We start from the raw sequence: 24,580 nt of genomic DNA on the forward strand, positions 1-24,580 counted from the left end.
TAGCCTCCTGGGCTACGGGCCGATCTGCAGCCAATAGCCACTGGCCAAGGTTCCGAGCAAAATTGCGACAGTGTATGGGAAAGGCTTTCCGGCCACTTCATCTACCGCCGGAACCAAGTAGGTTCGCGCCCTTAATATCAACCAGTAGCGCGCTAAGGTTTGCAGCAGCTGGCCATGAAAAAGGATGATCAGTAAACCGCAAAAACCACCGGCCGCCAGACTGAAAAGCGCCGTCCACAACGCGTCATGCGGTGTAAAAAAACATCCGACCATGGCCATCAACTTGACGTCCCCGGCGGCCATACCGCCCAGAGCGTACAAGGGTAGAAACACTGCAAAGCCGATCAGCATGGCCAGCACAGCATTACCAAGCCCCTCAACTCCGCTTGCGTAAGCCTGACTGGTCAAACCCAAAACAAGTCCTAAAAGAACCAGCAGGTTGGGGATGCGGTGGCGACGAAGGTCGCTCACCACCGCAATACCTAGCAGCCCTAACAGAACTATTGATGTAAACATCTGCTCAATAGGCATCGCTGCATCTCTCACTGGGAATAGGCTTACGTGCAAGTCTGCCCCGCGACCGTGGCACCCATACAAGCCGCTAGCTTACCGAGCTTGGCGATAATGGCGGTGCCCAACGTGGTAAAAGCAGTGACAACCGCCAGGGTTATAAGCCCACCGGCCACCGCATACTCCACAATGGTCAGACCATCTTCGTCTTTGGCGAACTTCACTACCGAAGCCTTGATTGTTTGCATGATCATTTTGCCCACCTCACTCGAATGTTGTTTTTTCTGAGGCAGTACTTTCTGCGCTGCCTGATGCAACCCTAGTCAGTGGCAAGGCATGGGCGTTAGGAAGATTTTGCACATCGTTAGGACTTTTTTGCGGGCTGGCCAAATACGGGTCATTGGCCTTTGCAGAAGTCACGGGGAGGGATAAACCAAGGCGTTGAAAACCAAAGGCAATTGTCATTGATTAACAAGCGACAAACGGTTCGAGCCGGGTTCGTCGATAACACACCAACAAACACTCGCCCGGGGCTGCCCTCCAGGTAACCCATAGAGCGAAAAGAACTAAAAATCGTCTTTCCTATCAGGATTAAATCTGCAAAGTGATGGCACCTTGGCAATACTCATTAGCGAGAGAGTCACCAAGAACCCCAGAGTAGAGACATGACGTCCAATTTGACCAAAAGGCCATCGCTCCTGTGGTTCGATCTGACTCATGATCGGTCCACGAAAGAACTCGTCGCGCAGTTCGAGGGCTCCTGCGACTGCAATCTGGCGAAAAACTCCGTGCTGCCCATCAGGGAACAGGCAGACATGATCTGCGTCCATTTTGATCGCCCCGACACGCCAGGCTTGAGGCTGTTGCTGGAGATCAAACGCACCACCCCCAGCATCCCGATCACCATGTTCACCGTGCAGCACTCGGAGGAACTGGCTGTCTGGGCCATGCGCTCCAGCGTCTGGGAATACATGGTGCTCCCGCTCTCGACCACCGAGAAGAAGCGTTACCTGACGGCGGTGGTGCAGCTCTGCGAGCTGCGCCGAAATGCCCACGGCCAGGTCAAATCATCGCAAATCGACCACGCCCCGACCCTGCCGGACAGCATCCGGCGGACCTCAGGACATCAAAAACACCAGGCGCTGAACAATGTCATGCTGTACATCGAACAGCACTTTCGAGACAGCATCGATCAGAGGGAATTGGCTCAGCGCTGCGGCATGACGACATTTCGCTTCAGCCGCCTGTTCAAGGAAGCCAATGGACTTGGCTTCACGGATTACATCCTGGACAAGCGCATGAACTTCGCCAAAGAACTGCTCGACAACAGCCAGATGCCGATTACCAGCATCGGCTATGAGGCCGGCTTCAAGGATCCTTCCTACTTCGCCCGTGCCTTCAAGCAGTTCGCCAACTGCACACCCAGCGAATACCGCCTGGCACGCCAACTCAGAGCGGCTGCAGCTGTGCAACTGGAGCAGGATGAAGAAACCTCTGAAGCGCTCGAAAGCCTGGTACAAAGCCTCAGCAGTTGACCTGTTTTTTTACGCGCAAACAAAAACGCCGCTCAATGAGCGGCGTTTTTGTTAAATATGGAGCGGGAAACGAGACTCGAACTCGCGACCCCGACCTTGGCAAGGTCGTGCTCTACCAACTGAGCTATTCCCGCAAATGGCGTCCCCTAGGGGACTCGAACCCCTGTTACCGCCGTGAAAGGGCGGTGTCCTAGGCCACTAGACGAAGGGGACACGCTACCCGGAACACATGGTGTGTGTTTCGGTGTCCAGAGCCGCATCCGAAGACTTGGTTCTGGTTTCACTCAGCCCTGCCCGAAAGCAACGCTGTTTAAAATTGGAGCGGGAAACGAGACTCGAACTCGCGACCCCGACCTTGGCAAGGTCGTGCTCTACCAACTGAGCTATTCCCGCATTGGCGTCCCCTAGGGGACTCGAACCCCTGTTACCGCCGTGAAAGGGCGGTGTCCTAGGCCACTAGACGAAGGGGACACACGTACAACATTCACTCCCTGCTTCGTTTCGCTGTGTGCTTTACGCTGCAAGTGGCGCGCATTCTATGGATGGATTGAGAGGTCGTCAACCCCCTGATATAAATTTATTTAAATCAATGACTTCGCCCTGCTTTTGGGAGCCATTGCGGTTTTTCCGCTGCCCGGCGTTTGACGCCTATATTCTGGCACCCGCCAAGACGTTATAGTCCACCCGATGATGGCAATCTGAGTATCGAGTGCCATCATTCATAGAAGCGGGGCTCCGGCCGATAGTAAGAACAAGCATGTCCGATCCAACCCGTCGTGCAGGCCTGGGGGCTCAAATGCCAAGCCACTCAACCCGCATGCGTAACCTATAAAGAGGTCTTACCGGTGACGCCACTCATGATCACCCTGCTAGTCGTAGCCGGGATCGCACTGTTGATCGCCATTGGCTACATGAACCATGTGGTGGAAAACAACAAGCTGGAAAAGGCCCGTACCAAGATTGAGCTCAACGATCGCCTGCGACGCTGCGGCGAAATCACCGAGACGTTCCCCGGCCAGCTGATGACCCCGGCCCTCAAGCTGCTCTTGGCCCGCCTGGAACTGAACGTCTGCCAGCGCCTGCTTAATCTGGAAAAATCCAGCGCCAACCTCAAGGCACGGATCGCCGAACTGGAGGCCCTTGTCGGCCAGGGTGAATCCATCCCGGTCAACAATCCGCCGGCACCGATCCAGACTGAAGCCAAGGCCAAGGATGTACGCTTCCTGCTCGAAGCCCTGCACGGCCAGGTTACCCGCGCGGCCCAGGACGGCTTCCTGCCCCCCAACGAGGCCAAGCGCTGGATTCGTGAAGTGCGCCACATCCTGGTGCTGCTGCACATCGAGTTCTTCAACAACCTCGGCCAGCACTCCCTGCAACAGAACCAGCCCGGACAGGCCCGCCTGGCATTCGAACGTGGCGTGCAATACCTGCGCAAACAGCAGGAACCACAGGTCTATGCCGAGCAACTGGAGTACCTGGAAAAACTCCTGGCCCGGGCCAACGACCAGGTCATGGATCGCATCGCGCCGGTCGAAGGCGACGTAAACCAGTTGACCGAAGGCCTCAAGGACGTCGAGGCTGACGCGGACTGGAAGAAGAAAGCGATCTACGACTGATCAGCGAAAATGGAAAAGCCACCTAGAGGTTAATGCCAATCAGTCAACGGCTTGAACACCGCCACCCTGTGGGAGCGAGCTTGCTCGCGATGACGGTTGGACAGTCACACAAGGAGTGCCTGACAGTCCGCCATCGCGAGCAAGCTCGCTCCCACAGGTTTAGTGTGTTAACTGATGAGCATTAACCGAGAGGTGGCTTTTTTAGCCTGGCCGATGATCATTTCAAAGCCTGAAATGCCCCACCATCCCCTTCAGTTCAACCCCCAGTTGCGCCAGCTGAATACTCGACGCTGCATTGCCCTGCATCGCCAGCGATGACTGATCGGCACTGGCGCGAATACTGGTGACACTGCGGTTGATCTCCTCGGCCACCGAGCTCTGTTGCTCGGCCGCCGCGGCAATCTGTTGGTTCATCTGCTGGATCAACGACACCGCCGCCGCAATGCTTCCCAGCGCACTCTCGGTCTGCAAGGCATCGCTGACCGCCAGCTTCACCAACTCGCCACTGCTCTGGATCTGCTGCACCGACGACTGCGCCGCCGAGCGCAAGGCACTGACCAGGCGTTCGATTTCCTCGGTCGATTGCTGGGTTCGCTTGGCCAGCGCACGCACTTCATCGGCCACCACTGCAAAGCCCCTGCCCTGCTCGCCGGCCCGGGCTGCCTCGATCGCCGCGTTCAACGCCAGCAGATTGGTTTGCTCCGCCACGCTTTTGATCACACTCAAAACCGTGCCGATGTTCTGGATTTCCGCACTCAGGCTTTCGATGCTCGAACTGGCCGAGGTGGCCGAGTCCGCCAACTGCTCGATCCGCGCCATGCTCTGGCGCACCACCTGCTGACCACTTTCAACCTTGCCATCAGCGGTTTGCGCGGCCAGCGCAGCTTCCTCTGCATTACGCGCGACGTCATGCACCGTGGCCGTCATCTGATTCATTGCGGTGGCGACCTGTTCGGTTTCCTCCTTCTGCGTGCTGACTTCGAGATTGGTCTGTTCAGTCACCGCCGACAACGATTGGGCGGAAGTCGCCAACTGCTCGATACCCGATTGCAAGCCGCTGACTATGTGGCTGAGCCCCGCGCCCATTTGTTGCATTGCCTGCATCAACTGGCCGATTTCATCACGGCGGGTCACGTCAATGGTCGCACTCAAATCCCCTGAGGCAATCTGCTGTGCCACCTGAATCACACGGCGCAGCGGTGCCACGATCAACCGGGTGATGAACCACGCGGCAACCAGCCCAACCAGCAAGGCCAGAGCGGAAGAGCCAATGATCAGCAGCGAGTTCTTTTTCAGTTCAACCTGCATCGCCAGGTCTTGCGCGACATACGCTTGATCCACCCGCTCGACCACTTGGGCTGCGCGCTGGTGCAATTGTTGATAGACGGTTTTTTCCTGTTCCAGCAGGCCGGTGTACTCGGCGAGCTTGTCACTGAAACTGACGATATGACCCATCACCTCATTGAGGACGGTCTGGTAACCCTCGTCCTTGACCGTAGTCTTGAGCTGCTCGGCCTGGGCCAATGCCTGGCTGGCCTGTTCGATCTTGCCCTGCCCGGCGCTGTCGTCGCCTTTGCGGCTTTGATCCAGACGCACGCGCGCTTCATTCATGGCTTGCAGCATCAAGCGTGAAACCTGGCTGACCTGACTGGCCTGCTCGATGAATTGCGCACCGTCCTTGCCTTCGGAATCTTTCAGCGTATAGGTGCCGTCATCGGCGAGCCCGGATTGCAATACATCAAGGTTATTGGCCACGCTGGACACCGACCAACTGGCCATTTCCAGCGCCAGGTCCTTGGCCTGGCTGAGCGAGACAAACTCGTCGAAGGCCTTGCGATAGGCTCCCAGGGACTGTTCGACATCATTCATCACCGGCACGTTGGCCGCAGACGCGGCCTTGAGCTGGCCGGCCAGGGCGATCAAGCCATCGACGCCCTCGTGCAGGGCATCGACGGTTTTCGGATTGCCGTGCAAGGCGTACTCCTGCTCCAGTAGCCGCACCTTGAGCAAACCGCTGTTGAGCGATGACATTTGCTTGAGCCCATCGAAGCGCTGGCTGATGGTTTGCAGGGACCAAACGCCAATGCCCGCCACCAGCGCAGTCAACAACAGCACCAGGACAAACCCGACACCCAGTTTTTTCGCCATACCGAGGTTGGCAAAACGTCCTTGCACGGCCGAATTCATTGCACTTAGTCCCCTGCCAAAGTCTGTAGACGCAGATTCGCAACGGGCCAGTGGCAACACAAGGCTCTGGCTTCGGAATAATGGCAAAAAGCTACGCCAACGTCGTTTTCAGAACGCTTGAGGTCGATCCCGGGCAGTGGCCTGAAAGAACGCCCGGGCACGCGGATCGCAGGCATATGTCACGTTGATACGCTGCCAGTCACTGGCCTCACCCGAGGGGTTGAAGGCGGTCTTCGATGACAGCAGTACACCCAGGCGCCGTGCCTGGGTTCGCAGCTGATCGTAGTCGGACATTCGTGATCGCGCCCAGATGAACAGGCCTCCCGCCGGCTTGCCGAAAACTTCCCATTCGGCATCTTCGAGCAATTGCAGCACCACCAGCCGGTCGCTGCTCAAACGTTGGCGCTGACGCTGTACCAGTTTGCGGTAGGCACCGTTAGCCAACAGGCACGCCAGCACCGATTCGCAAAATCGCGAAGCGCCCATGCCACTGATCATCTTGACCTCGGCCAGACGTGTAATGACTTCGGCATCGGCCACCACGAAACCGACCCGCAAGGAACTGCTGAGTGTCTTGGAAAAGCTGCCCACGTAAATCACCTTGTCGTCCAGCGCAGCCAGTCGCATACCGGAACCGCTGTGCAAATCCGCATAAACGTCGTCTTCGATCACCTGCACGCCGAAGGCCCTGGCCAGTTGCAGCAGGCGGCGCGCCACCACCGGTGCAAGGCTACTGCCGGTCGGGTTGTGATAGAAGCTATTGATGAACAGCCCTTGGGGCCGGTGTTTGACCAGCACCGACTCGAGCACGTCCACGTCCGGCCCGCGCGGTGTTCGCGGTATCTCGACCATGCGGATGCCGTGCAGCCTGAGCAGATCGAACAACACCGGATAACCGGGACTCTCCACGACCACACAGTCACCGGCCTTGAACAGCGTCCGCACAATCAGGTCGAGCCCCTGACTGGCACCCGCCGTGGTCATGATCCGGTTGTCCTTTGCCCGGATATCCAACTGTCTGAGGTGCTTGAGGATCTGTTGTCGCAAGGCTGGCAAACCCAACGGCGTGCTGTAGTTGAACAGGCTGGCCGTGTCGGTACGACTGACTTGCCGAATCGCGTAAGTCAGATCGTCTGTCTCGCGCCAGCTTTCAGGCAGCCCGCCACAGCCCAGCCTCAACTCACTCGAAAAAGTCCCGTGATCGGGCTCCGCCCCCTCGAACCACTCCGGCTCGTGCTTTGTGCCTGTGGCCAATGCCGGATCGGCAACCGCATAGCCGGCTCCATGACCTGACACCAGCATTCCCTGTGTCACCAGGCGTTCACAAGCCTGAGCGACGCTTAACTGACTGAGCAAATTGATCCGCGCGATCTGTCGCACCGAAGGCAGGCGCGTACCGGGCGATACCCCGCTGGAATGAAGCCAGCAGGTCAGAGCGTCAACAATTTGCTGTACGACGGGCACCAGCGCCTGTCGGTCGATTCTCAATTCCATGAGCAAGCAAACTCCTGTTGATTTTGCGATTAGCAGTTAATCACAGGCGTGTTCGAAGACTTGTGCGACAACGCCGCCAAAACCATTCGATCTAATCATTTGATACACATTGCCTGGCCCTTTAGCGGACCCCCAAAAAAGTGGGAGCGGGCTTGCTCGCGAAAGCGGTTTGCCAATCCACATTGATGTCGACTGACACTCCCCCTTCGCGAGCAAGCCCGCTCCCACAGGCTGCGTGTGTACTCGTGAATCTGTACGTCGCTTTTTAAAACGCAGTAACGCCGCCATCCACCGCCAGCGAATGGCCGGTAGTGAACGCCGCGCCATCGCTGCACAGGTACAGCACCGCGCTGGCGATCTCTTCGACCTTGCCGATGCGACCGACCGGATGCATGGCGTTGGCGAACTCGCCTTTCTTCGGGTCGGCTTCATAAGCGCGGCGGAACATATCCGTGTCGATCACCGCCGGACACACGGCGTTGACCCGGATTTTCTTCTTGGCATATTCGATGGCCGCCGACTTGGTCAGGCCGATCACCGCATGTTTAGAGGCTGCGTAGATGCTCATTTTCGGCGCCGCCCCAAGGCCGGCCACCGATGCCGTATTGACGATCGCGCCACCCCCTTGCGCCAGCAGCAGCGGCAACTGGTATTTCATGCACAGCCAGACACCTTTGACGTTGACGCCCATGATCGCGTCGAACTCGTCGAGCGTACCTTCGGCCAACTTGCCCTTCTCGATTTCGATGCCGGCATTGTTGAAGGCATAGTCGAGGCGACCGTAAGTATTGATCACCTCCTCCATCAGATTTTTTACATCGCTTTCCAGGGTAACGTTGCAGCGCACGAAGGTCGCTTCGCCACCGGCGGTACGAATCAGCGCCACCGTGCCCTCGCCGCCTGCCACGTCCATATCGGCCACTACTACCTTCAGGCCCTCGGCGGCAAATGCCTGGGCGGTCGCGCGGCCAATACCGGCCGCCCCGCCTGTCACCACGACCACCTGGCCGGAAAACGTCATGCTCATTTTGTTATGTCCTCGAAAAGAAGAATGCGGGGAATCGCGTAGGACCAGTCTAGCCATGGAGGTCTTGAACACGGCAGCACTATCAAGGCTCCGGTTGGGCACCCATGAGTTGCAGTGATGGGACTGCCGTACCAACTATCACTGCACTGGATCAACCTGCATTCGCCGCATCAGCCGAACTTGCGGCATCGTCGCTGACCGGCTATCAACAAAGCTTCATTCAACTTGAGTGCCTGCCATGACCTCCCAGACCAATCGCCAATTCCTGCTCGCCAAACGTCCGGTTGGCGCGGCGACCCGCGAGACATTCACCTACCAGGAAGTACCGGTCGGCGAGCCGGCGGCGGGTCAGATACTGGTCGAAAACCAATACCTGTCCCTGGATCCGGCCATGCGTGGATGGATGAACGAGGGCAAGTCCTACATCCCGCCGGTCGGGCTCGGCGAAGTCATGCGCGCCTTGGGTGTGGGCAAAGTCATTGCGTCGAACAACCCGGGGTTCGCGGTCGGGGATTACGTCAACGGCGCCCTGGGCGTGCAGGATTTCTTCCTCGGCGAACCGCGAGGCTTCTACAAGGTCGATCCGAAACTGGCACCGCTGCCACGTTACTTGTCCGCGTTGGGCATGACCGGGATGACGGCGTACTTCGCTCTGCTCGACGTCGGCGCTCCGAAGGCCGGTGACACCGTGGTGCTGTCGGGCGCGGCGGGCGCCGTGGGCAGCATTGCCGGGCAGATCGCCAAGATCAAAGGGTGCCGGGTGGTTGGCATCGCCGGTGGCGCCGACAAGTGCAAGTTCCTGATCGATGAACTGGGTTTCGATGGCGCTATCGACTACAAGAGCGAAGACGTCCTCGCCGGCCTCAAGCGCGAGTGCCCGAAGGGCGTCGACGTGTATTTCGATAACGTGGGTGGCGACATCCTCGACGCAGTGTTGAGCCGCCTGAACATGAAGGCGCGGGTGGTGATTTGCGGTGCCATCAGCCAGTACAACAACAAGGAAGCGGTCAAGGGACCGGCCAATTACCTGTCACTGCTGGTCAACCGCGCGCGCATGGAGGGTTTTGTGGTGATGGACTACGCCGCCCAATACGCCAGCGCCGCCCAGGAAATGGCCGGCTGGATGGCCAAGGGGCAGCTCAAGAGCAAGGAAGATATTGTCGAAGGACTGGAGACTTTCCCGGAGACGCTTATGAAATTGTTCAGCGGCGAGAACTTCGGGAAGTTGGTGTTGAAGGTTTGACCCACATTTGAAATGGCCACAAATCCAAAGTGGGAGCGGGCTTGCTCCGGGCGGCGTTCCGACGAAAGCGGTGGGTCAGTCGATATCAATGTCGACTGACACGCCCTCTTCGCGAGCAAGCCCGCTCCCACATTTGGATCCTGTGTGTCTGATCAGGCCAGCTCGGCCACGACCGAAGCCAAGGCTTTGGCAGGATCCGCCGCCTGGCTGATCGGACGGCCGATCACCAGATAGTCGGAACCGGCATCCAGCGCCTGACGTGGCGTCAGAATGCGGCGCTGATCGTCCTGGGCGCTGCCCGCCGGACGAATCCCCGGGGTCACCAGTTGCAGCGACGGGTGCGCCGCTTTCAGTGCCTGGGCTTCGAGGGCCGAGCACACCAGGCCGTCCATCCCGGCTTTTTCCGCCAGGGCGGCCAGGCGCAGCACCTGCTCCTGGGGCTCGATGTCCAGGCCGATGCCCGCCAGGTCTTCACGCTCCATGCTGGTCAACACGGTCACGCCGATCAGCAGTGGTTTAGGACCGGTGCGCTGATCCAGCACTTCACGGCACGCCGCCATCATGCGCAGGCCGCCGGAGCAATGCACGTTAACCATCCACACGCCCATTTCCGCCGCCGCCTTGACGGCCATCGCGGTGGTGTTCGGGATGTCGTGGAACTTGAGGTCCAGGAACACTTCGAAACCCTTGTCGCGCAGGGTGCCGACGATTTCCGAAGCGCAGCTGGTGAACAGCTCCTTGCCGACTTTGACCCGGCACAGCTTCGGGTCCAACTGATCGGCCAGCTTCAGTGCGGCGTCACGGGTAGGGAAATCCAGGGCGACGATGATGGGAGTCTGGCAGGCGGACATGAGTGGGCTCTCAGGCAAGTCGAAATCGGCGCGCATTGTAGCGGAACCAGCGCCGCTGCGGGACCCGATGATCGGTAAATCGTCGCGACGGCTCAGGCAAGACTAGCCCTTGAGGCCATTGTGTCGAGTTCGATACACACACGACACGCCCGCAACACCCTGACCCGCACCCCTCGGCAACCGCAACGGGTCCCTACAACAGCACTTCCCGCCTCAGGGCCGGCGATCTTCACCCCGTGCCTGGGTCGTGCTCCAGTCGATCAACAGGCTGTAGGCCACCGCCAGCAATGTCGGGCCGATGAACAGGCCGATAAAACCAAAGGCAATCAGCCCGCCAAACACCCCAAGCAGCACAATGACCAGCGGCAGGTTGCCGCCACGGCTGATCAGGTACGGCTTGAGCACGTTGTCGACACCGCTGATGATGAATGTGCCCCAGATGCCGAGGAATATGGCCATCCCGTACTCGCCTTTCCAGACCAGCCACGCGGTTGCCGGAATCCACACCAGCGGCGGGCCCATCGGGATCAGGCTGAGCATGAACGTCACGATGCCAAGCACCAGCGCACCCGGTACGCCGGCAATCAGGAACCCGATCAGCGCCAGGATCGCCTGGGCCGCCGCAGTGCCGATCACACCGTTCACCACCCGTTGTACCGTGCCCGCCACCAGCTCAATGTAGTAGCCGGCCCGTTGACCGATCAGCCGCTCCAGCAGTGTGTGTACAAATGCCGCCAGGCGCGGCCCGTCACGATAGAAAAAGAATACGAAGACGACGCTCAGGGTCAGTTCGAGAATACCGCCGCCGATCTGCGCGCTGCGCGCCAGCAACCAGTTACCCACCTGCCCCAGATAAGGCTTGAGCGACACCATCATCGCCGCGCCCTGCTCATCGATGCTGTTCCAGATCCCCACCAGCCGCCCGCCCACCAGGGGAATCGAACCCAGCCACAGCGGCGCTTCGGGAAGCCCCTCAACCTGTGCATCCTTGATGAATGCCGTGGCATCGCGCACATGATCGGCAAGGTTGAAACCCAGCCACACCAAGGGTGCCGCTACCAACACCATCCAGCCCAGCGTCAGCAATGCCGCCGCCAGCGACTCGCGGCCATTGAGCCAACGGGTCAGCAAGCGCATCAGCGGCCAACTGGCAAACGCCAGGACCGCGCCCCAGAACATCGCCGACCAGAACGGCGCCATCACCCAGAAGCTCGCGCCGAACAACGCCACGAGCAGGATCTGCACCAACAGGCGATCGTTATTGATCATCAAAAGTCTCGAAAAAGTCAGTCAGCAAAAGAGTAGGCGAACGCGACGTACGCGCTCGCCCGGTACAGCCTAGCGCAATAGCTCGATGTGCAGGCCAGAGCCTTCGGCACTACCGGTTTCCAGCCGCGCGGCACGCACGCCCTGGGCAATCAGGGCCTGACGCCAGGCTTCGGCGTTCGCTCCGGAAATGCTGACCCGCAAGGTGGTATCCAGATTCAGTCCGCGAGAAATCAAGCGGAGCCAGGTCTCGTCAGGTGCGCTGTTCAACGTGGCAAAATCGAGCTCGCCGGTGCTCTTGAGTTCACGCAGCAAGGTCGCGGAGGTCGGTAACAACTCGCCCAGCGGTGTCGAAGCCTCGAACTGTTCGACATGCAGGTAGGCTTTGCGATTACCGCGGGTGATGCTGTACAGCGCAACGAGCGTGTTGTCCCTTGGAGCGGCAAGTCGCAGCAACAAATAGGCTTGCTGATCGTCGGCGCCGTACAGCTTGGCGTTGCCAAAGACCTGGTTGGCCCAGAGGCTGCTTTCACCGCAATCGCGCGCCTGGCACCAGAAGAGCAACCCGGCGTCCTGCTGTTGCAAAGCCTCGCGGGCAGCGGTGAACGCCTCGATGGATGAATGTTCCGAGGGTAATTCGTAGGTCACCGAAGTGACGTTGCCGCGGGCACTGACCTGGCCGTCGAATCGTAACTGGCCACTGATTTTACGGATCGAGCCCAACGGGTAGATCCGCTCCAGTTCGGCGGCGGGGCGATAGTCGACAATCTGGGCGTCGACCATGCGCGGCACTATCGGCAGGTCCTGACTGCCCGGAACATCGGCGGCGAATAACAAGGGACTGAAACTGCACAGCACCAGCAAACTGAATGAACGCATGGATAGACTCATCGGATCAGCATGGCCTGGGCGCCCTTGATAATACTGGCTTCATCGGCGCGTTTCGGTACTTGCAGGCCACGCTGCACCGCCGGACGGTCCTCCATGGTTGCCATCCAGCGTTGCAACGCCGTCAAGCCATCCACCGAGACGCCCGACCACTCGTAGCCGCGCACCCAGGGAAAGGTGGCAATGTCGGCAATGCTGTACTGATCGGCGAGGAACTCCACGCTTTGCAACCGCGTGTCGAGCACTTCGTAGAGGCGACGGGTTTCATGCTGATACCGGTCGATGGCACCCTGGAGCTTTTCCGGAAAGTAGCGGAAGAACACGTTGGCCTGGCCCTGCATCGGGCCGATGCCCCCCATCTGGAACATCAGCCACTGCAATACCAGCGAACGCCCCTTCGGGTCCGATGGCATCAGTTTGCCGGTCTGTTCAGCGAGGTAAATCAGGATGGCGCCTGACTCGAACACGGCGAAATCGCCATTGGCGCGGTCGACAATCGCCGGAATCCGGCCATTGGGGTTGATCTTGAGGAAGTCCGCGGACTTCTGCTCCTTTTTGTCGAAACTCAAGGCATGCACCGTGTAGGGCAGGCCGAGTTCCTCGAGCACGATAGAGACCTTGTGGCCATTCGGGGTCGCAGCGGTGTAGAGATCTATCATGGTTGTCTCCCTTTTCAACCCGCCAAGCCTCGACAGTTGCCCGGCGCAAGTCAAGGAATGGCGAAAAACCGATTGAAACAGTCTGCGACAAGATCGGCACCAGACTCATCATTGAGGTGCAAATGGTGGCCGCCTGGCAGCTGTTCCCGGCTAAAGGGTAGACGCTCCAGCAACTCTGGGTGTTTGGCGATCATGCCGTCGGCGGCAACCACCAGTGTTGCAGGACACTTGACCCGCTGGACGAAGGCCATGGCCTGTTCGGTGGTAAGGCGCAGCGGCGATGGCAGTGTGAGGCGATTGTCGGTGCGCCAGGTGTAACCGCCCGGCACCGGCATCAGGCCACGCTGCGCCAGCAGTTCTGCGGCCTCGCGGCTGACCGCCACCAGGCCTTTCATGCGCGCTTCGATGGCTCGGTCGAGGGTGTCGTAGACCGGTTTGCGCTTTTCCCGCAGATCCAGTTGCGCCTGCAGGGCCATGCCCATGCGCTCGGCAGCGTTTTCACCTTTGTCTGTAGGAGGAATGATGCCGTCGATCAACGCCAGGTGGGTAACCCGCTCGGGCATCGACCCGGCGATGATCAACGAAGCAATGGCGCCCATCGAATGCCCCATCAGCGCAAACCTGCGCAGTCCAAGCTGCTCGGCCACTTGCAGCACATCGTGGGCATAGTCCCACATGGCGTAGCCGGCTCCCGGCGGGCGATGCCCGGAATGACCGTGACCGGCCATGTCCAGGGCGATGATGCGCAGGCCTTTAAGCTTCGGCGCCAGACGGGCAAAACTGTTGGCGTTGTCCAGCCAGCCATGCAGGGCAATGACCGGCAATCCGTCTTCAGGACCGAACAGGTGCGCCGCCAGTTCGATGTGCGGCAGGCTCAGGCGGACCTCTTCGACGACGTGGTTCATGCGCAATCCTGTTGTCGACGGCCGCCCCAACGGTAGAACAGGCCTTTGAGCATGTCAGCGGTATCAAGGGGACGTTCGAGCGGAAACATGTGGCCGCCAGGCATGGTCAACGACTCGCCCAACGGCAGGCGGTCGACCGAACTGGCGTGATGGCGCATCACCACGCGGCTGTCGTGCCCGCGTACCACCGCCAGCGGCACTTGCAACTGCCGGGTGCTGCCCGGGCTGGTGTGCGGCACACCGCGATAGATGCTGATTTCCGTGGCCGGGTCGAAGCGCAAGCGCAGCTTGTCACCGGCCTGTTGCAAGCCATGTTGCAGATAAGCATCAAAGCATTCCGGGTCGAAGCCGCGAAACAGGGTTTTACCGGCGAAATATTTCCGGGCGCTTTCCAGGTCAGCGAACTCTTCACGTCGACCGAGAGTCCGGCCGGCCGGGGTCAAGCGGTCGATGAAACCGAAGCGCTTGGCCGCCCGGATCACCCATCGATCGGCTCGGGTCAGCACTGGCGAGTCGAGCATCACCACGCCGCGATACAACTCCGGGCAGCGCAAGGCCGCATGCAGATGCAACACGCCACCGAAGGAGTGACCGACGCCCCACACGGGTTCGGCCTGTTGTTGCAGGTGATGGATCAGCTCATCCACCAGGTTGTACCAATTGTCGTCCGCCGGGAAACGCGGATCGTGGGCGTGCTGCTCCAGATGCGTCACCTGAAACTCGGGTGCCAGCGCCGCAAACAACTTGCCGTAGGTCCCCGAAGGAAAACCATTGGCGTGGGCGAAAAAGATCTGTTGCGACATACCTGCAAATCCATGAGCGAGAACAGGTGTAGATTGTCCGCAAGACCGCGTCCTACAGCAATGACCGTAACTGACAGGAATGATGACAGTCCGGTCAAAGCTATGGTTTTGGTTCAACGCGCCGGCGGATTCTCACCCAAGGGCACCACTGCCATGGTCAGTCGCGACACACAACTGGCCTTGCCCTCATCGCTGGTCAACCGAATGTCCCAGACATGGGTCGTGCGGCCGATGTGGATCGGCTTGGCCACCGCCGTCACCCGTCCGCTGCGCAGGCCGCGCAAATGGTTGGCGTTGATTTCCAGGCCCACGCAATAGAATTTGCTGGCATCGATGCACAGGTAGCTGGCCATCGAGCCGACCGATTCGGCCAGCACCACCGAGGCACCGCCATGCAGCAAGCCGTAAGGCTGATGGGTGCGGTGATCGACGACCATGCTGGCGGTCAGGGACTCATCGTCAAAAGCTTCGAAACGGATGTCCAGCACTTCGCCGATGGTGTTTTTCTGGATTGCGTTCAACTGCTCGATGTTCGGGGTGGTGCGCCACAGGCTCATCGCAGAGTGTCCTCGTTGGTTTTGTTCGTGGATCAATCCTGCCACAGCACCGCTTCGCTGCGCTCGCTCCATTCCTCAAAGCGTTCACCGTAAGCCGCTTCGATCACGTTGCGCTTGATCTTCAGGGTCGGGGTAAGGAAGCCGTTTTCCACGGCCCAACTGTCCTTGACCACCACCAGGCGCCGAAGTTGTTCATGCTTGTCGAGGGCACCATTGACCTCCTCCAGCAGTTTTTCCAGGCTCGAATGCAAACCGGCGCGCGCGGCCCCGCCGGCATCCTGCTGGCCGACCGCCGACAACACGCACAAACCCAGCGGCGCACTCAAGCCATCGCCCACCACGCAGACCTGTTCGATGCGCGAATGCACGGCCAGGCGATTTTCAATCGGTGCCGGGGCCACGTACTTGCCTTTGCTGGTCTTGAAGATTTCCTTCAGGCGCCCGGTCAGGCGCAGATTGCCTTCGGCGTCCTCCTCGCCCTTGTCGCCGGTACGCAGGAAGCCGTCCTCGGTAATGGTGTCGGCGGTTTTTTCCGGTTCCTTGTAATACCCGAGCATGGTCGCACCACTGCGCACCATGACTTCCCCCGTCTCGGCGATCCGCACTTCGACTTCCGGACACGGCTTGCCGATCCAGCCCGGTTTGTTCTGGCCCGGCATGCCGATGTGGGAGTAACCGCAACTCTCGGTCATGCCGTAGACCTCCAGCACGTCCAGCCCCAGTTTGCGGTACCACTGCAACAAGGTCTGCGGCACCGGAGCCGCGCCGGACAACGCGATGCGCAACGCATCCAGCCCCAACCCGGCGAGGACTTTATGCCCGACCCGTTTGCCGATGATCGGCAGGCCGAGCAGGAAGTCGAGACGTTTTGCCGGGATCTTGCTGTACACGCCCATCTGGAATTTGGTCCAGATGCGCGGCACGCCAAACAGTGCGGTCGGGCGCGCACGGCGCAGGTCGGTGAGGAAGGTATCGAGGCTCTCGGCGAAAAACACCGTTTGGCCGGTATAGATCGATGCCAGCTCGACGAACATGCGCTCGGCAACGTGGCACAGCGGCAGGTAGGACAACAGCCGGTCCGACTCGTTGAGACCGAACAACGCAGTGCCGCGGGTGGTGGCAAACCCCAGAGTGCCGAAGCTGTGCATCACGCCCTTGGGCATGCCCGTGGTGCCGGACGTGTAAATGATGGTCGCCAGTTGATCGGCGTCAGGCTTGGGATTGTCCTGGATGGGCGAACTGCGTTGCAGGTCGTCCCAACTGAAATCGAAGTCGCCGGGAGGATGCAGGGGCAGGCTGATGGTCGGCAGGTCGGGGCTGACACCACGGGACATACCTGGCCAGTCGTCGAGCTTGCCGATGAATGCCAGCGCTGCTTGCGAATGTTCGAGTACCTGGGCAACGGTCTCGGCGGTCAGGTTGGGGTACAAAGGCACCGACACATGCCCGGCCATCCAGATCGCGAGATCGGCAACGATCCAGTGCGCACAGTTCTTCGAGATCAGAGCGATATGGCTGCCCTGCGGCAGTTCCCGCGCTCGCAGCCAGTGGGCGGCGCAGCGTGCTTGATGTCCGACGTCCGCCCAGGTCAAGGTCTCGACCTGGCCGCCCCCGACAGGCTGGACCAGAAAGCGCTGGCGGGGATGACGGGCCTCACGCTCGTAGAAAACGTCCAGCGGCAAACGAAAAGCAGCAGACATGCGACTCGCTCCTGTGATTTTGGTCTGGAGCAAGCGTAGTCAACCAAGCAAGTGCTTGGTTGACTATTTCATACAAAACTTTCTACATCTGTGGGAGCGAGCTTGCTCGCGATGGCGGACGAATATTCAACATGGATGTCGACTGGCTTGACGCTATCGCGAGCAAGCTCGCTCCCACAGTGTTGGGCGCCCACTTCAAGTCAAGCTTTGCCCTATGAAACCCGTGGTCAGGGATGCTTGATGCTGTCGAGTTTCATTGACCCGACCAGCAGCTCTTCACCCTTGAGCTCCGCCAGACCGGCAGTGCTGACCCTTTCCGGCGGATGTCCGGCACCATGCTGCAGGTAGCTCAGCAGATTCCCCACCAGCGGGTTGTGACTGACCAGCAAAACGTTGCTTACCGCGACCATCTGTTCGGCCACCTTGTCCGGCTCCGTGTCCGGTGTCAGCCACTCGACGGTGCGGATTTCCGGTACGAAACCCAATGCGTCTCGTACCAGTTGCGCTGTTTCCTGCGCTCGCAGGTACGGGCTGGCGTAAATGCCGGTCAGTGGCTGCCCCATCAGCTCTGCGGCGATTTTCAATACTTCCTTACGACCGTTATCCGTCAGTTCCCGCTCCGAATCGTGGGGACGGGAGCCGTGTGGTACAGCTTCACCATGACGCAATACCCAGAGTTTCATAGCTTGGGTTCCTCATCTCGGGCCGGATGCGGTGCCGGTGCCACGACATGCGGCGCCTCACCTTCCGGTGTACGCGGCGTCGGCCAGTCGGCGAACGGCCAAGGCTTCTGGTCGCTGTGAAAGCTGCCGAAACGACCGATCTGCGCCAGAAACTGGCTCAGGCTGTCGCCGAAATTCATCAGGCTGGCGCTTGGGGCGCCATAAAACAAACGATAGATCAACTGCACCAGCACGACGGCGCCGAGGATGAACTGCGCCACTTGCCACACCAGCACGAAGAGGATCATCCACAGCACCCGCAGCAGGATGGACTCGTACTTGGCTTCTACTTTTGGATCGTTCATGCGCAACTCCCTGCTTTTCTGGCAAGTGTGATTAGTTGAAACCACTGGTGGAAATAAAGTCGACGTCGGTTTTCGGCTCGCCACGCATTAACAGACCGATGACCTGCTCCAGCGTGCGCCCCTCGAACAGGATCGCGTGCAGCCCGGCGACCAGCGGCATGTACACGCCAACCTCCTGGGCCTTGGACTTGAGCACTTTAAGGGTATTGACCCCTTCGGCGACTTCGCCCAGGCGCGTGACCGCCTCGTCCAGGCTCAGGCCCTGGCCGAGGGCGAAGCCGACCTGATAGTTGCGGCTCTTGGGCGACGAACAGGTCACGATCAGATCGCCCACGCCGGCCAGCCCCAGGAAGGTCATCGGGTTGGCACCCTGGTTCACCGCGAAGCGGGTCATTTCCGCCAATGCCCGGGTAATCAGCATGCTCTTGGTATTTTCTCCCATGCCCAGCGCCACCGCCATGCCGGCGATGATCGCGTAGACATTTTTCAGCGCTCCACCCAGCTCCACGCCGAAACGATCGGCGCTGGCGTACACACGAAAGGTGCGTCCGTGCAGCGCGGCCTGAACCTGCTGGCAGAGTTCTTCGTCTTCACTGGCGACCACCGTGGCGGTCAGCGCGTGCTCGGCGATTTCACGGGCCAGGTTGGGTCCGGACAGGACGCCGATGCGCGCCTGCGGGGCGATCTCTTCGAGGATCTCGCTCATCAACTTGAACGTGTGGGCTTCGATGCCTTTGGTCAGGCTCACGAGCATTTTGCCGGTCAAGCGTTCGGCGTGCGGCACCAGCACCGAGCGCAGCGCACTGGAGGGCAATGCGACGAAACACAGGTCGCAGGCGTCCAATGTGGCTTGCAGGTCGGTGACCGGCGTGACGCCGGGCAGAATCTTGATGCCTTTGAGGTAACGCGGGTTCTCGCGATTGACCCGAATGGCCTCGGCCTGTTCGGGGTCACGCATCCACTGAAGGACCTGATGCCCGTTCTCGGCCAGCAGATTAGCCACGGCGGTTCCAAAACTTCCGCCTCCCAGGACCGCAATCGGGCGCTGTTCAGTCATATGCAATCCGTTAATCCATACCAGTGGCGATGTCGGCATTATACGGGGCAGTCCATCGACGGCCAGCCCCGACATCAAATACCTGCACCCGTAGGAAGAAGACCAATAAAACCGAGGAAAATGCAGACATCGTGAATGGAAAAGTCATTCGGCTCGGTTAACATGCGCGCCAACAATCACTGACAGGGATGTGTTGTGTCTCCGGGCTCTCCTTCACCGCATTCACCTCTGGTTCTGGCGCTGATTTTCAGCTCGCCGGCGCTGGCCGACGACTTGTTCCTGGACAGCGAACCGCTGCCGCAAGTACTCACCGCCACGCGCCTGAAGCAGTCGCCGGCGGCCGTGCCGGGAAGCATGACGGTGATCGACAGTGCCCTGATCCACGCCAGCGGTGCCCGTGACATCAGCGAACTGCTGCGCCTGGTGCCGGGGATGATGGTCGGCAACATCAGCGGCAATCAGGCGACGGTGAACTACCACGGCACCAATGCGAATGAAGCGCGGCGCATGCAAGTGCTGATCGACGGGCGCTCGGTGTATCGCGCCGGCCTGGCCACCGTGGACTGGAGTGACATTCCGGTGGCCATGGAAGACATCGAGCGCATCGAAGTCTTTCGCGGACCGAATACCGTCAGCTACGGCGCCAACGCCCTGATGGCGGTGGTCAACATCATTACCCGGCGCCCGGCCGACAGTCACGGCACGCGTATGAAGGTCACCCGGGGCCAGCGCGGCATCAACGACTTTTACGCCAGCCAGGGCCTGGGCTGGGAGGATGGTGACATGCGCCTGTCCCTGTCCGGCCAGCAAGACGACGGCTTCGACACCGACAGAACCGGCGCTGACTACCATGACAGTCGTCGCCTCGAGCGCTTCAACCTCACCGTCAGCCAGAGCCTCGACGAACGGCAAAGCCTCGATTGGCAATTGAATGCCAAGGACGGCACCAACCAGCGGCCCTATACCTACCGGCCGGTGTTCCCGGGAATTACCCGCGCCGGCGACGACTCCGACGTCACCGCCAAGGACTACGCCGGGTCATTGCGCTGGAATCTGGACGTCAATCCGGACCACAGCCTTTATATCCAGGGGTCGGCCCAACACTGGGATCGCCAGCAAACCTGGCGCGCCTGCGACGCAGAAGTTTCGTTCAGCCCGCAACTGACCGAACTCTGGCAATTGAACCCGAACTACACCGAGCGCCTGGCCCGCAATATCACGCGTTTCATCGGCTCTGGTGCGCCGGCCGGGACGCCCGCCGAGCAGGCGCTGGCCAACCAGGTACTCGATCAATGGCGCAACGGCGCGAACCAGACCGTTTGCGGCGACATCGACCAGAGCACCCGGGAATCGCGCTACGACCTCGAACTGCAGGACACCCTCAGCCTTGCCGATAACCTGCGGCTGGTCAGCGGGATAAACTACCGTTACGACCGGGTGAATTCCGAGACCTACTTCAATGGCACTCTCGATGACAGGATCTGGCGAGCGTTCGGCCAGTTCGAGTGGCGTGCCACCGAACACTGGCTGCTGCAAGGCGGCGCCATGTTCGAGGACACCCGGTTGACCGGCAGCTCGCTGACACCTCGCATGGCGGTCAACTACCTGATCAACCCGCGCCACGGCTTGCGTGCGGTGTACTCCGAGGCCATCCGCTCACCGGACATGTTCGAGAACAACGTCAACTGGAGTTATCAGGTCACCAACCTCAAGCCCGGTGCGTTTGGCCAGTCCAGCGCCCGTTATTTCGTCAAGACCCGTGGCCCCGGCGACCTTGATCAAGAGCACATGCGCTCTCGGGAACTGGGCTACAACGGCTATTTTCCCGAACCGGGGCTGGCGCTCGACGTGAAGCTGTTCCACGACGAAATCACCGGCATGATCAGTGAGCCGCTACGCAACAATCAGTACATTGCCAGCAATGCCAACAAGGCGCGCTTTTCGGGGGTCGAAACCCAGCTCGACTGGCGTGTCGGCAACCTCGATCGCCTGCGACTGACTTATGCCTACGTCGATACCGATGCCAGCAATCCGCTGGATGCCAGGCAGACTGCAAGTAACAGTGGTTCGGCCGGATGGCTGCGCGATTGGGGCCAAGGCTGGAACAGTGCGCTTTTCTATAATGGCGATGACGCCCTCAACGGCTACCGCTTTGAACGGGTCGATGCGCGCATCGCCAAACGTATCGCCTTGGGCAAGGCCAGCCTGGAACTGGCCGGGGTGCTCCAGCAACGGCTGGACAATCAGCCGACCACCTTCATCGACAATAATTATGACCAGCGCCAGGTGATGTATTTCAGCGCCGAGCTGGAGCTTTAAGATGCCGAATCGCCCGGCTTGCAGAATGCCGCCCCTGGGTCGGCTGCTGGCCATACTCTGCCTGCTGACAAGCGGCCTGCTGGGCAGCCTGGCGAGTAACGCGGCCGACATTTTGCTCACAGGGGCCGAAGACAGCCCCGGTGTGCGGGCGTTTACCCAGGCCCTGAGCGAGTTGCGACCACGCGATAACGTACACTTCCAGACGCTGGCAAAAATGCCGATACCGGACCAGCTGCCGGAAAACATCCGCTTGATACTGCTCGACCTGCCCAGCCTCGACTGGCGCCTGCAAAACGCCCAGGGCCCGGCGACTCTCGTACTGCGCATCAGCCGCCTGCAAGCCCGGCAACGCTTGAACAATACGTTGCCTGCGCGCCTTTGCCTGCTATGGAGCGATCCACCACTGGACCGCCAGTTGCGCTTGACCCGCACCCTGTTGCCACAAGCCAGACGCATCGGCGTGCTCTACGACACCCACAGCGAATTCCTGTTGAATGAGCTGCGTCAGGCCGCCCTCCCCCAGGGCCTTGAGATCGTCACCCAGCGCTGGGACAACACTCACGACAGTCGTCCATTACAGGCACTGCTAAATAACAGCGACGTGTTGCTGGGACTTGACGATGCCGACCTGTACAACCCGCAAACCGCAAAGAACCTGCTGTTGAGCAGCTATTCGCGGCAAGTGGCCCTGATCGGACCCAACGCCGGATTCGTCAAGGCCGGAAGCCTGGCCAGCACCTATAGCGATCAGAGCGACTGGCTGGCGGTCCTCGACGAACTGCTCGACCGGCCACCAGCCACCTGGCCGCGCACGCACTATCCCCATCGATTCAAGGTCGCGAGCAACCCGCAAGTCGCGCGTTCATTGGGTATCGAACAGATAAACGAAGCGTCTGTCGCCACACTGCTGGCTGAAGGAGAACGCCGTCCATGAGCTTGCGCCGTCGCTGGGACATCAACACTCGCACCCAACTGATCAGCCTCGGCCCTGCACTGCTGCTGACCTTGTTGCTGATCAGTTTCTTCACCTTCGTGCGCATCCAGGATCTGCGTCAGGAAATCTCCCACACCGGCCAGTTGATCGCCAATCAACTGGCCCCGGCCACCGAGTACGGCGTGATTTCGGGCAACATCGAAGTGCTCGAAACCTTGCTCAAGGCAACGCTGGCCACACCCAACGTGAGTTTTCTAGAAATTCAGGACAGCGCCAACCGGGTTCTGGTGTACGTCGAACAACCGAGCGAACACCACAATCGCGCCCAACAGCTCGAAGTGTTCCAGGCACCGATACGGCTCCAGCGTATCGCGTTGCACAATGATTTTTTCCAGAGCAGCAAAACCGCCACTGCCGCCCCCACCGAGGACTACCTCGGTCGGGTGATCGTCGGGCTGTCCAACGATGCCTTCAGCCGGCGCCAACAGGAAATCGTGCTCAAGGCCGCCATCCTGGCGCTGTTTGCCCTGCTGTTTACCTTCCTCGTGGCCCGCCGTCTGGCGGGCAGCCTGTCGAAACCGATCCGTGATATCGGCAATGCGGTCAAGGCGATCCAGGACGGCGATTACAACACACCGCTGCCCATTGTCGACGACACCGAGCTGGGGGCGCTGTCGCAACACATCAACAACCTCGCCAGCGGTCTCGAGCAGGCCAGCCGCGAACAGCATCAGGCCATGGCGCAGTTGATCCAGACCCGCGAAGAAGCGGAAAAGGCCAACAACGCCAAATCCGATTTCCTCGCCATGATGAGCCATGAACTGCGCACGCCGATGAATGGCGTACTGGGCATGCTGCAGTTACTGGAAACCACCGACATGACCGAGGAGCAGGTGGAGTACGCGGCGCTGGCCTCCGAATCCACCGAGCATTTGCTCAAGGTCATCAACGACATCCTGGATTTCTCGCGGATCGAACGTTCAGAGCTGGAACTGGAGCACATTGCGTTCAACCTCACCGACCTGATCGGCAGTTGCGCCCAGTCGTTCCAGCACAGCGCCGCGCAACGCGGTCTGGACCTGCAACTGATGATCCCCGACGACATGCGCGGTTTGCAGGTCAAGGGCGACCCGACGCGTATCCGTCAGATACTGGTCAACCTGGTCGGCAATGCGCTGAAGTTCACCGAGCAGGGCCGCGTCACGATCGAGGCGCAGTGGCAATCGCTGGACCACGAGTTGCTGTGGTTCACCTGCACCGTGCGCGACAGCGGGATCGGCATCCCGGCGCAAAGCCTGGAATTGATGTTCAGCGCTTTCCAGCAGGCCGACAGTTCTATTTCAAGACGCTACGGCGGTACGGGGCTGGGCCTGCCGATTGCCCGTACCCTGGCCGAACGCATGGGCGGCACCTTGCGCGCGCAGAGTGAGGAAGGTCGCGGTTCGGTGTTCACCCTGGAAATTCCCCTGGCATTGCACCAGCAGACACAACCGCTGCTGCCCCCTCGCGCGCAATCGCGCAACAGCAACGGCGAAGGACGCAATGTGTTGTTGGTCGAAGACAACCCGGTCAACCAGACCGTCATCGAAGCCATGTTGCGCAGCCTGGGCTTCAAGGTCAGTGTCGCTGCCGACGGCGCGCAGGCGGTGCGCAGTGCCGAGAGCCTGATCTTCGAAGCGATCCTGATGGATTGCCGCTTGCCGATCATCGATGGCTATGAAGCCACCCGACAAATACGCAAGCTACCCGGTTGCACCGACCTGCCGATCATCGCCCTGACCGCCAACGCCTTGCAGGGCGACCGCGAAGCCTGTCTGTCGGCGGGGATGAACGATTACCTGGCCAAGCCGTTCAAACGGACTGATCTGCAGCAAATTCTTCAGCGTTGGGTGCAGTAGTACAGGCCTTTCGACCATCTGCGACTGGCGTGAAAGGCGAAAGTGCGGCAGTCTTAGTCACCCGAACAGGCCCGAAAAGGGGCTTGAATAATAATTTCAGTGCA

The 24,580-nt window shown here is 60.0% G+C and carries 22 protein-coding genes and 4 tRNA genes; 6 read left to right on the plus strand and 20 right to left on the minus strand.

Going from position 1 to position 24,580, the window contains the following annotated elements; genetic code table 11:
• Positions 1–12 precede the first annotated feature (12 nt).
• Positions 13–531: a prepilin peptidase gene (locus PspS34_RS21100; RefSeq protein ID WP_154860344.1), complete on the minus strand. Its 519-nt coding sequence runs from the start codon at positions 529–531 to the stop codon at positions 13–15.
• Between the two features lie 26 nt (positions 532–557).
• Positions 558–764 (minus strand): Flp family type IVb pilin, encoded by a 207-nt coding sequence (locus PspS34_RS21105; protein ID WP_154860345.1) that lies wholly within the window; start codon positions 762–764, stop codon positions 558–560.
• Positions 765–1,175: 411 nt separating this feature from the next.
• Between PspS34_RS21105 and PspS34_RS21110 the strand changes: the two genes are divergently transcribed.
• Complete coding sequence (locus tag PspS34_RS21110; RefSeq protein ID WP_154860346.1) at positions 1,176–2,045, plus strand: DNA-binding response regulator; 870 nt, start codon at positions 1,176–1,178, stop codon at positions 2,043–2,045.
• Between the two features lie 58 nt (positions 2,046–2,103).
• Here the strand turns inward: PspS34_RS21110 and PspS34_RS21115 are convergent.
• The 4 genes from PspS34_RS21115 to PspS34_RS21130 form a co-directional block, all read right to left on the minus strand.
• A tRNA-Gly gene (locus tag PspS34_RS21115) sits at positions 2,104–2,179 on the minus strand.
• A gap of 3 nt (positions 2,180–2,182) precedes the next feature.
• Positions 2,183–2,258, minus strand: a tRNA-Glu gene (locus tag PspS34_RS21120).
• A gap of 104 nt (positions 2,259–2,362) precedes the next feature.
• Positions 2,363–2,438 (minus strand) — tRNA-Gly (locus PspS34_RS21125).
• Between the two features lie 2 nt (positions 2,439–2,440).
• Positions 2,441–2,516 (minus strand) — tRNA-Glu (locus PspS34_RS21130).
• A gap of 386 nt (positions 2,517–2,902) precedes the next feature.
• Between PspS34_RS21130 and PspS34_RS21135 the strand changes: the two genes are divergently transcribed.
• The gene (locus PspS34_RS21135; RefSeq protein ID WP_174245528.1) at positions 2,903–3,661 is read left to right on the plus strand and encodes a hypothetical protein; all 759 of its coding nucleotides are present in this window, start codon (positions 2,903–2,905) and stop codon (positions 3,659–3,661) included.
• A 222-nt stretch (positions 3,662–3,883) separates the two neighbouring features.
• On the opposite strand, the gene PspS34_RS21140 is transcribed toward PspS34_RS21135, so the two are convergent.
• The 3 genes from PspS34_RS21140 to PspS34_RS21150 all read right to left on the minus strand — a co-directional run bounded on the left by PspS34_RS21140 (position 3,884) and on the right by PspS34_RS21150 (position 8,369).
• A complete protein-coding gene (locus PspS34_RS21140; protein WP_154860348.1) occupies positions 3,884–5,848 on the minus strand; it encodes a methyl-accepting chemotaxis protein in 1,965 nt (654 codons plus the stop codon).
• Between the two features lie 108 nt (positions 5,849–5,956).
• Positions 5,957–7,342 carry a PLP-dependent aminotransferase family protein gene (locus PspS34_RS21145; RefSeq protein ID WP_154860349.1) on the minus strand — a complete coding sequence of 462 codons (1,386 nt, stop codon included), beginning with the start codon at positions 7,340–7,342 and terminating at the stop codon, positions 5,957–5,959.
• A 265-nt stretch (positions 7,343–7,607) separates the two neighbouring features.
• Entirely contained in the window at positions 7,608–8,369 is a 762-nt protein-coding gene (locus PspS34_RS21150; RefSeq protein ID WP_046037522.1) for an SDR family oxidoreductase, read from the minus strand.
• 238 nt (positions 8,370–8,607) lie between these two features.
• Between PspS34_RS21150 and PspS34_RS21155 the strand changes: the two genes are divergently transcribed.
• Entirely contained in the window at positions 8,608–9,612 is a 1,005-nt protein-coding gene (locus PspS34_RS21155; protein ID WP_090457259.1) for an NADP-dependent oxidoreductase, read from the plus strand.
• A 152-nt stretch (positions 9,613–9,764) separates the two neighbouring features.
• Here PspS34_RS21155 and pyrF read toward each other — a convergent pair whose 3' ends face one another.
• From pyrF to PspS34_RS21210, 11 genes are all read right to left on the minus strand, one after another.
• Positions 9,765–10,463 carry an orotidine-5'-phosphate decarboxylase gene (pyrF, locus tag PspS34_RS21160; RefSeq protein WP_008016546.1) on the minus strand — a complete coding sequence of 233 codons (699 nt, stop codon included), beginning with the start codon at positions 10,461–10,463 and terminating at the stop codon, positions 9,765–9,767.
• Positions 10,464–10,676: 213 nt separating this feature from the next.
• Entirely contained in the window at positions 10,677–11,732 is a 1,056-nt protein-coding gene (locus tag PspS34_RS21165) for an AI-2E family transporter (RefSeq protein ID WP_090457260.1), read from the minus strand.
• A 69-nt stretch (positions 11,733–11,801) separates the two neighbouring features.
• Positions 11,802–12,608, minus strand: a complete 807-nt coding sequence (locus PspS34_RS21170; protein ID WP_057713671.1) for a DUF4892 domain-containing protein — start codon at positions 12,606–12,608, stop codon at positions 11,802–11,804.
• 8 nt (positions 12,609–12,616) lie between these two features.
• Positions 12,617–13,276 (minus strand): glutathione S-transferase N-terminal domain-containing protein, encoded by a 660-nt coding sequence (locus tag PspS34_RS21175; RefSeq protein WP_150812169.1) that lies wholly within the window; start codon positions 13,274–13,276, stop codon positions 12,617–12,619.
• 50 nt (positions 13,277–13,326) lie between these two features.
• Positions 13,327–14,181 (minus strand): alpha/beta hydrolase, encoded by an 855-nt coding sequence (locus tag PspS34_RS21180; protein ID WP_154860350.1) that lies wholly within the window; start codon positions 14,179–14,181, stop codon positions 13,327–13,329.
• Positions 14,178–14,984 (minus strand): alpha/beta hydrolase, encoded by an 807-nt coding sequence (locus PspS34_RS21185; protein WP_154860351.1) that lies wholly within the window; start codon positions 14,982–14,984, stop codon positions 14,178–14,180. Before PspS34_RS21185 ends, PspS34_RS21180 begins: the two co-directional genes overlap by 4 nt.
• 113 nt (positions 14,985–15,097) lie before the next feature.
• Positions 15,098–15,541 carry a hotdog fold thioesterase gene (locus PspS34_RS21190; protein ID WP_008003274.1) on the minus strand — a complete coding sequence of 148 codons (444 nt, stop codon included), beginning with the start codon at positions 15,539–15,541 and terminating at the stop codon, positions 15,098–15,100.
• 32 nt (positions 15,542–15,573) lie between these two features.
• Positions 15,574–17,241 carry an AMP-binding protein gene (locus PspS34_RS21195; RefSeq protein ID WP_150812167.1) on the minus strand — a complete coding sequence of 556 codons (1,668 nt, stop codon included), beginning with the start codon at positions 17,239–17,241 and terminating at the stop codon, positions 15,574–15,576.
• Between the two features lie 227 nt (positions 17,242–17,468).
• On the minus strand, positions 17,469–17,924 hold the full coding sequence (gene sixA, locus PspS34_RS21200) for a phosphohistidine phosphatase SixA (RefSeq protein WP_154860352.1): 456 nt from the start codon (positions 17,922–17,924) through the stop codon (positions 17,469–17,471).
• Positions 17,921–18,268, minus strand: coding sequence for a DUF4389 domain-containing protein (locus PspS34_RS21205; protein ID WP_056727994.1), 348 nt, complete (start codon positions 18,266–18,268; stop codon positions 17,921–17,923). The genes sixA and PspS34_RS21205 overlap by 4 nt, the downstream gene beginning before the upstream one ends.
• Positions 18,269–18,299: 31 nt before the next feature.
• Positions 18,300–19,325, minus strand: a complete 1,026-nt coding sequence (locus tag PspS34_RS21210; RefSeq protein ID WP_154860353.1) for an NAD(P)H-dependent glycerol-3-phosphate dehydrogenase — start codon at positions 19,323–19,325, stop codon at positions 18,300–18,302.
• 195 nt (positions 19,326–19,520) lie between these two features.
• Here PspS34_RS21210 and PspS34_RS21215 point away from each other — a divergent pair, with 195 nt between their 5' ends.
• The 3 genes from PspS34_RS21215 to PspS34_RS21225 are packed head-to-tail and all read left to right on the plus strand — an operon-like array spanning position 19,521 to position 24,476.
• Entirely contained in the window at positions 19,521–21,644 is a 2,124-nt protein-coding gene (locus tag PspS34_RS21215; protein WP_154860354.1) for a TonB-dependent receptor, read from the plus strand.
• Position 21,645: 1 nt separating this feature from the next.
• Positions 21,646–22,578, plus strand: a complete 933-nt coding sequence (locus tag PspS34_RS21220) for an ABC transporter substrate-binding protein (RefSeq protein ID WP_154860355.1) — start codon at positions 21,646–21,648, stop codon at positions 22,576–22,578.
• On the plus strand, positions 22,575–24,476 hold the full coding sequence (locus PspS34_RS21225; RefSeq protein ID WP_154860356.1) for an ATP-binding protein: 1,902 nt from the start codon (positions 22,575–22,577) through the stop codon (positions 24,474–24,476). The genes PspS34_RS21220 and PspS34_RS21225 overlap by 4 nt, the downstream gene beginning before the upstream one ends.
• The last annotated feature ends 104 nt before the right edge of the window (positions 24,477–24,580 follow it).

Origin of the sequence: Pseudomonas sp. S34 (assembly GCF_009866745.1) — a bacterium.
Taxonomy (GTDB): domain Bacteria; phylum Pseudomonadota; class Gammaproteobacteria; order Pseudomonadales; family Pseudomonadaceae; genus Aquipseudomonas; species Aquipseudomonas jessenii.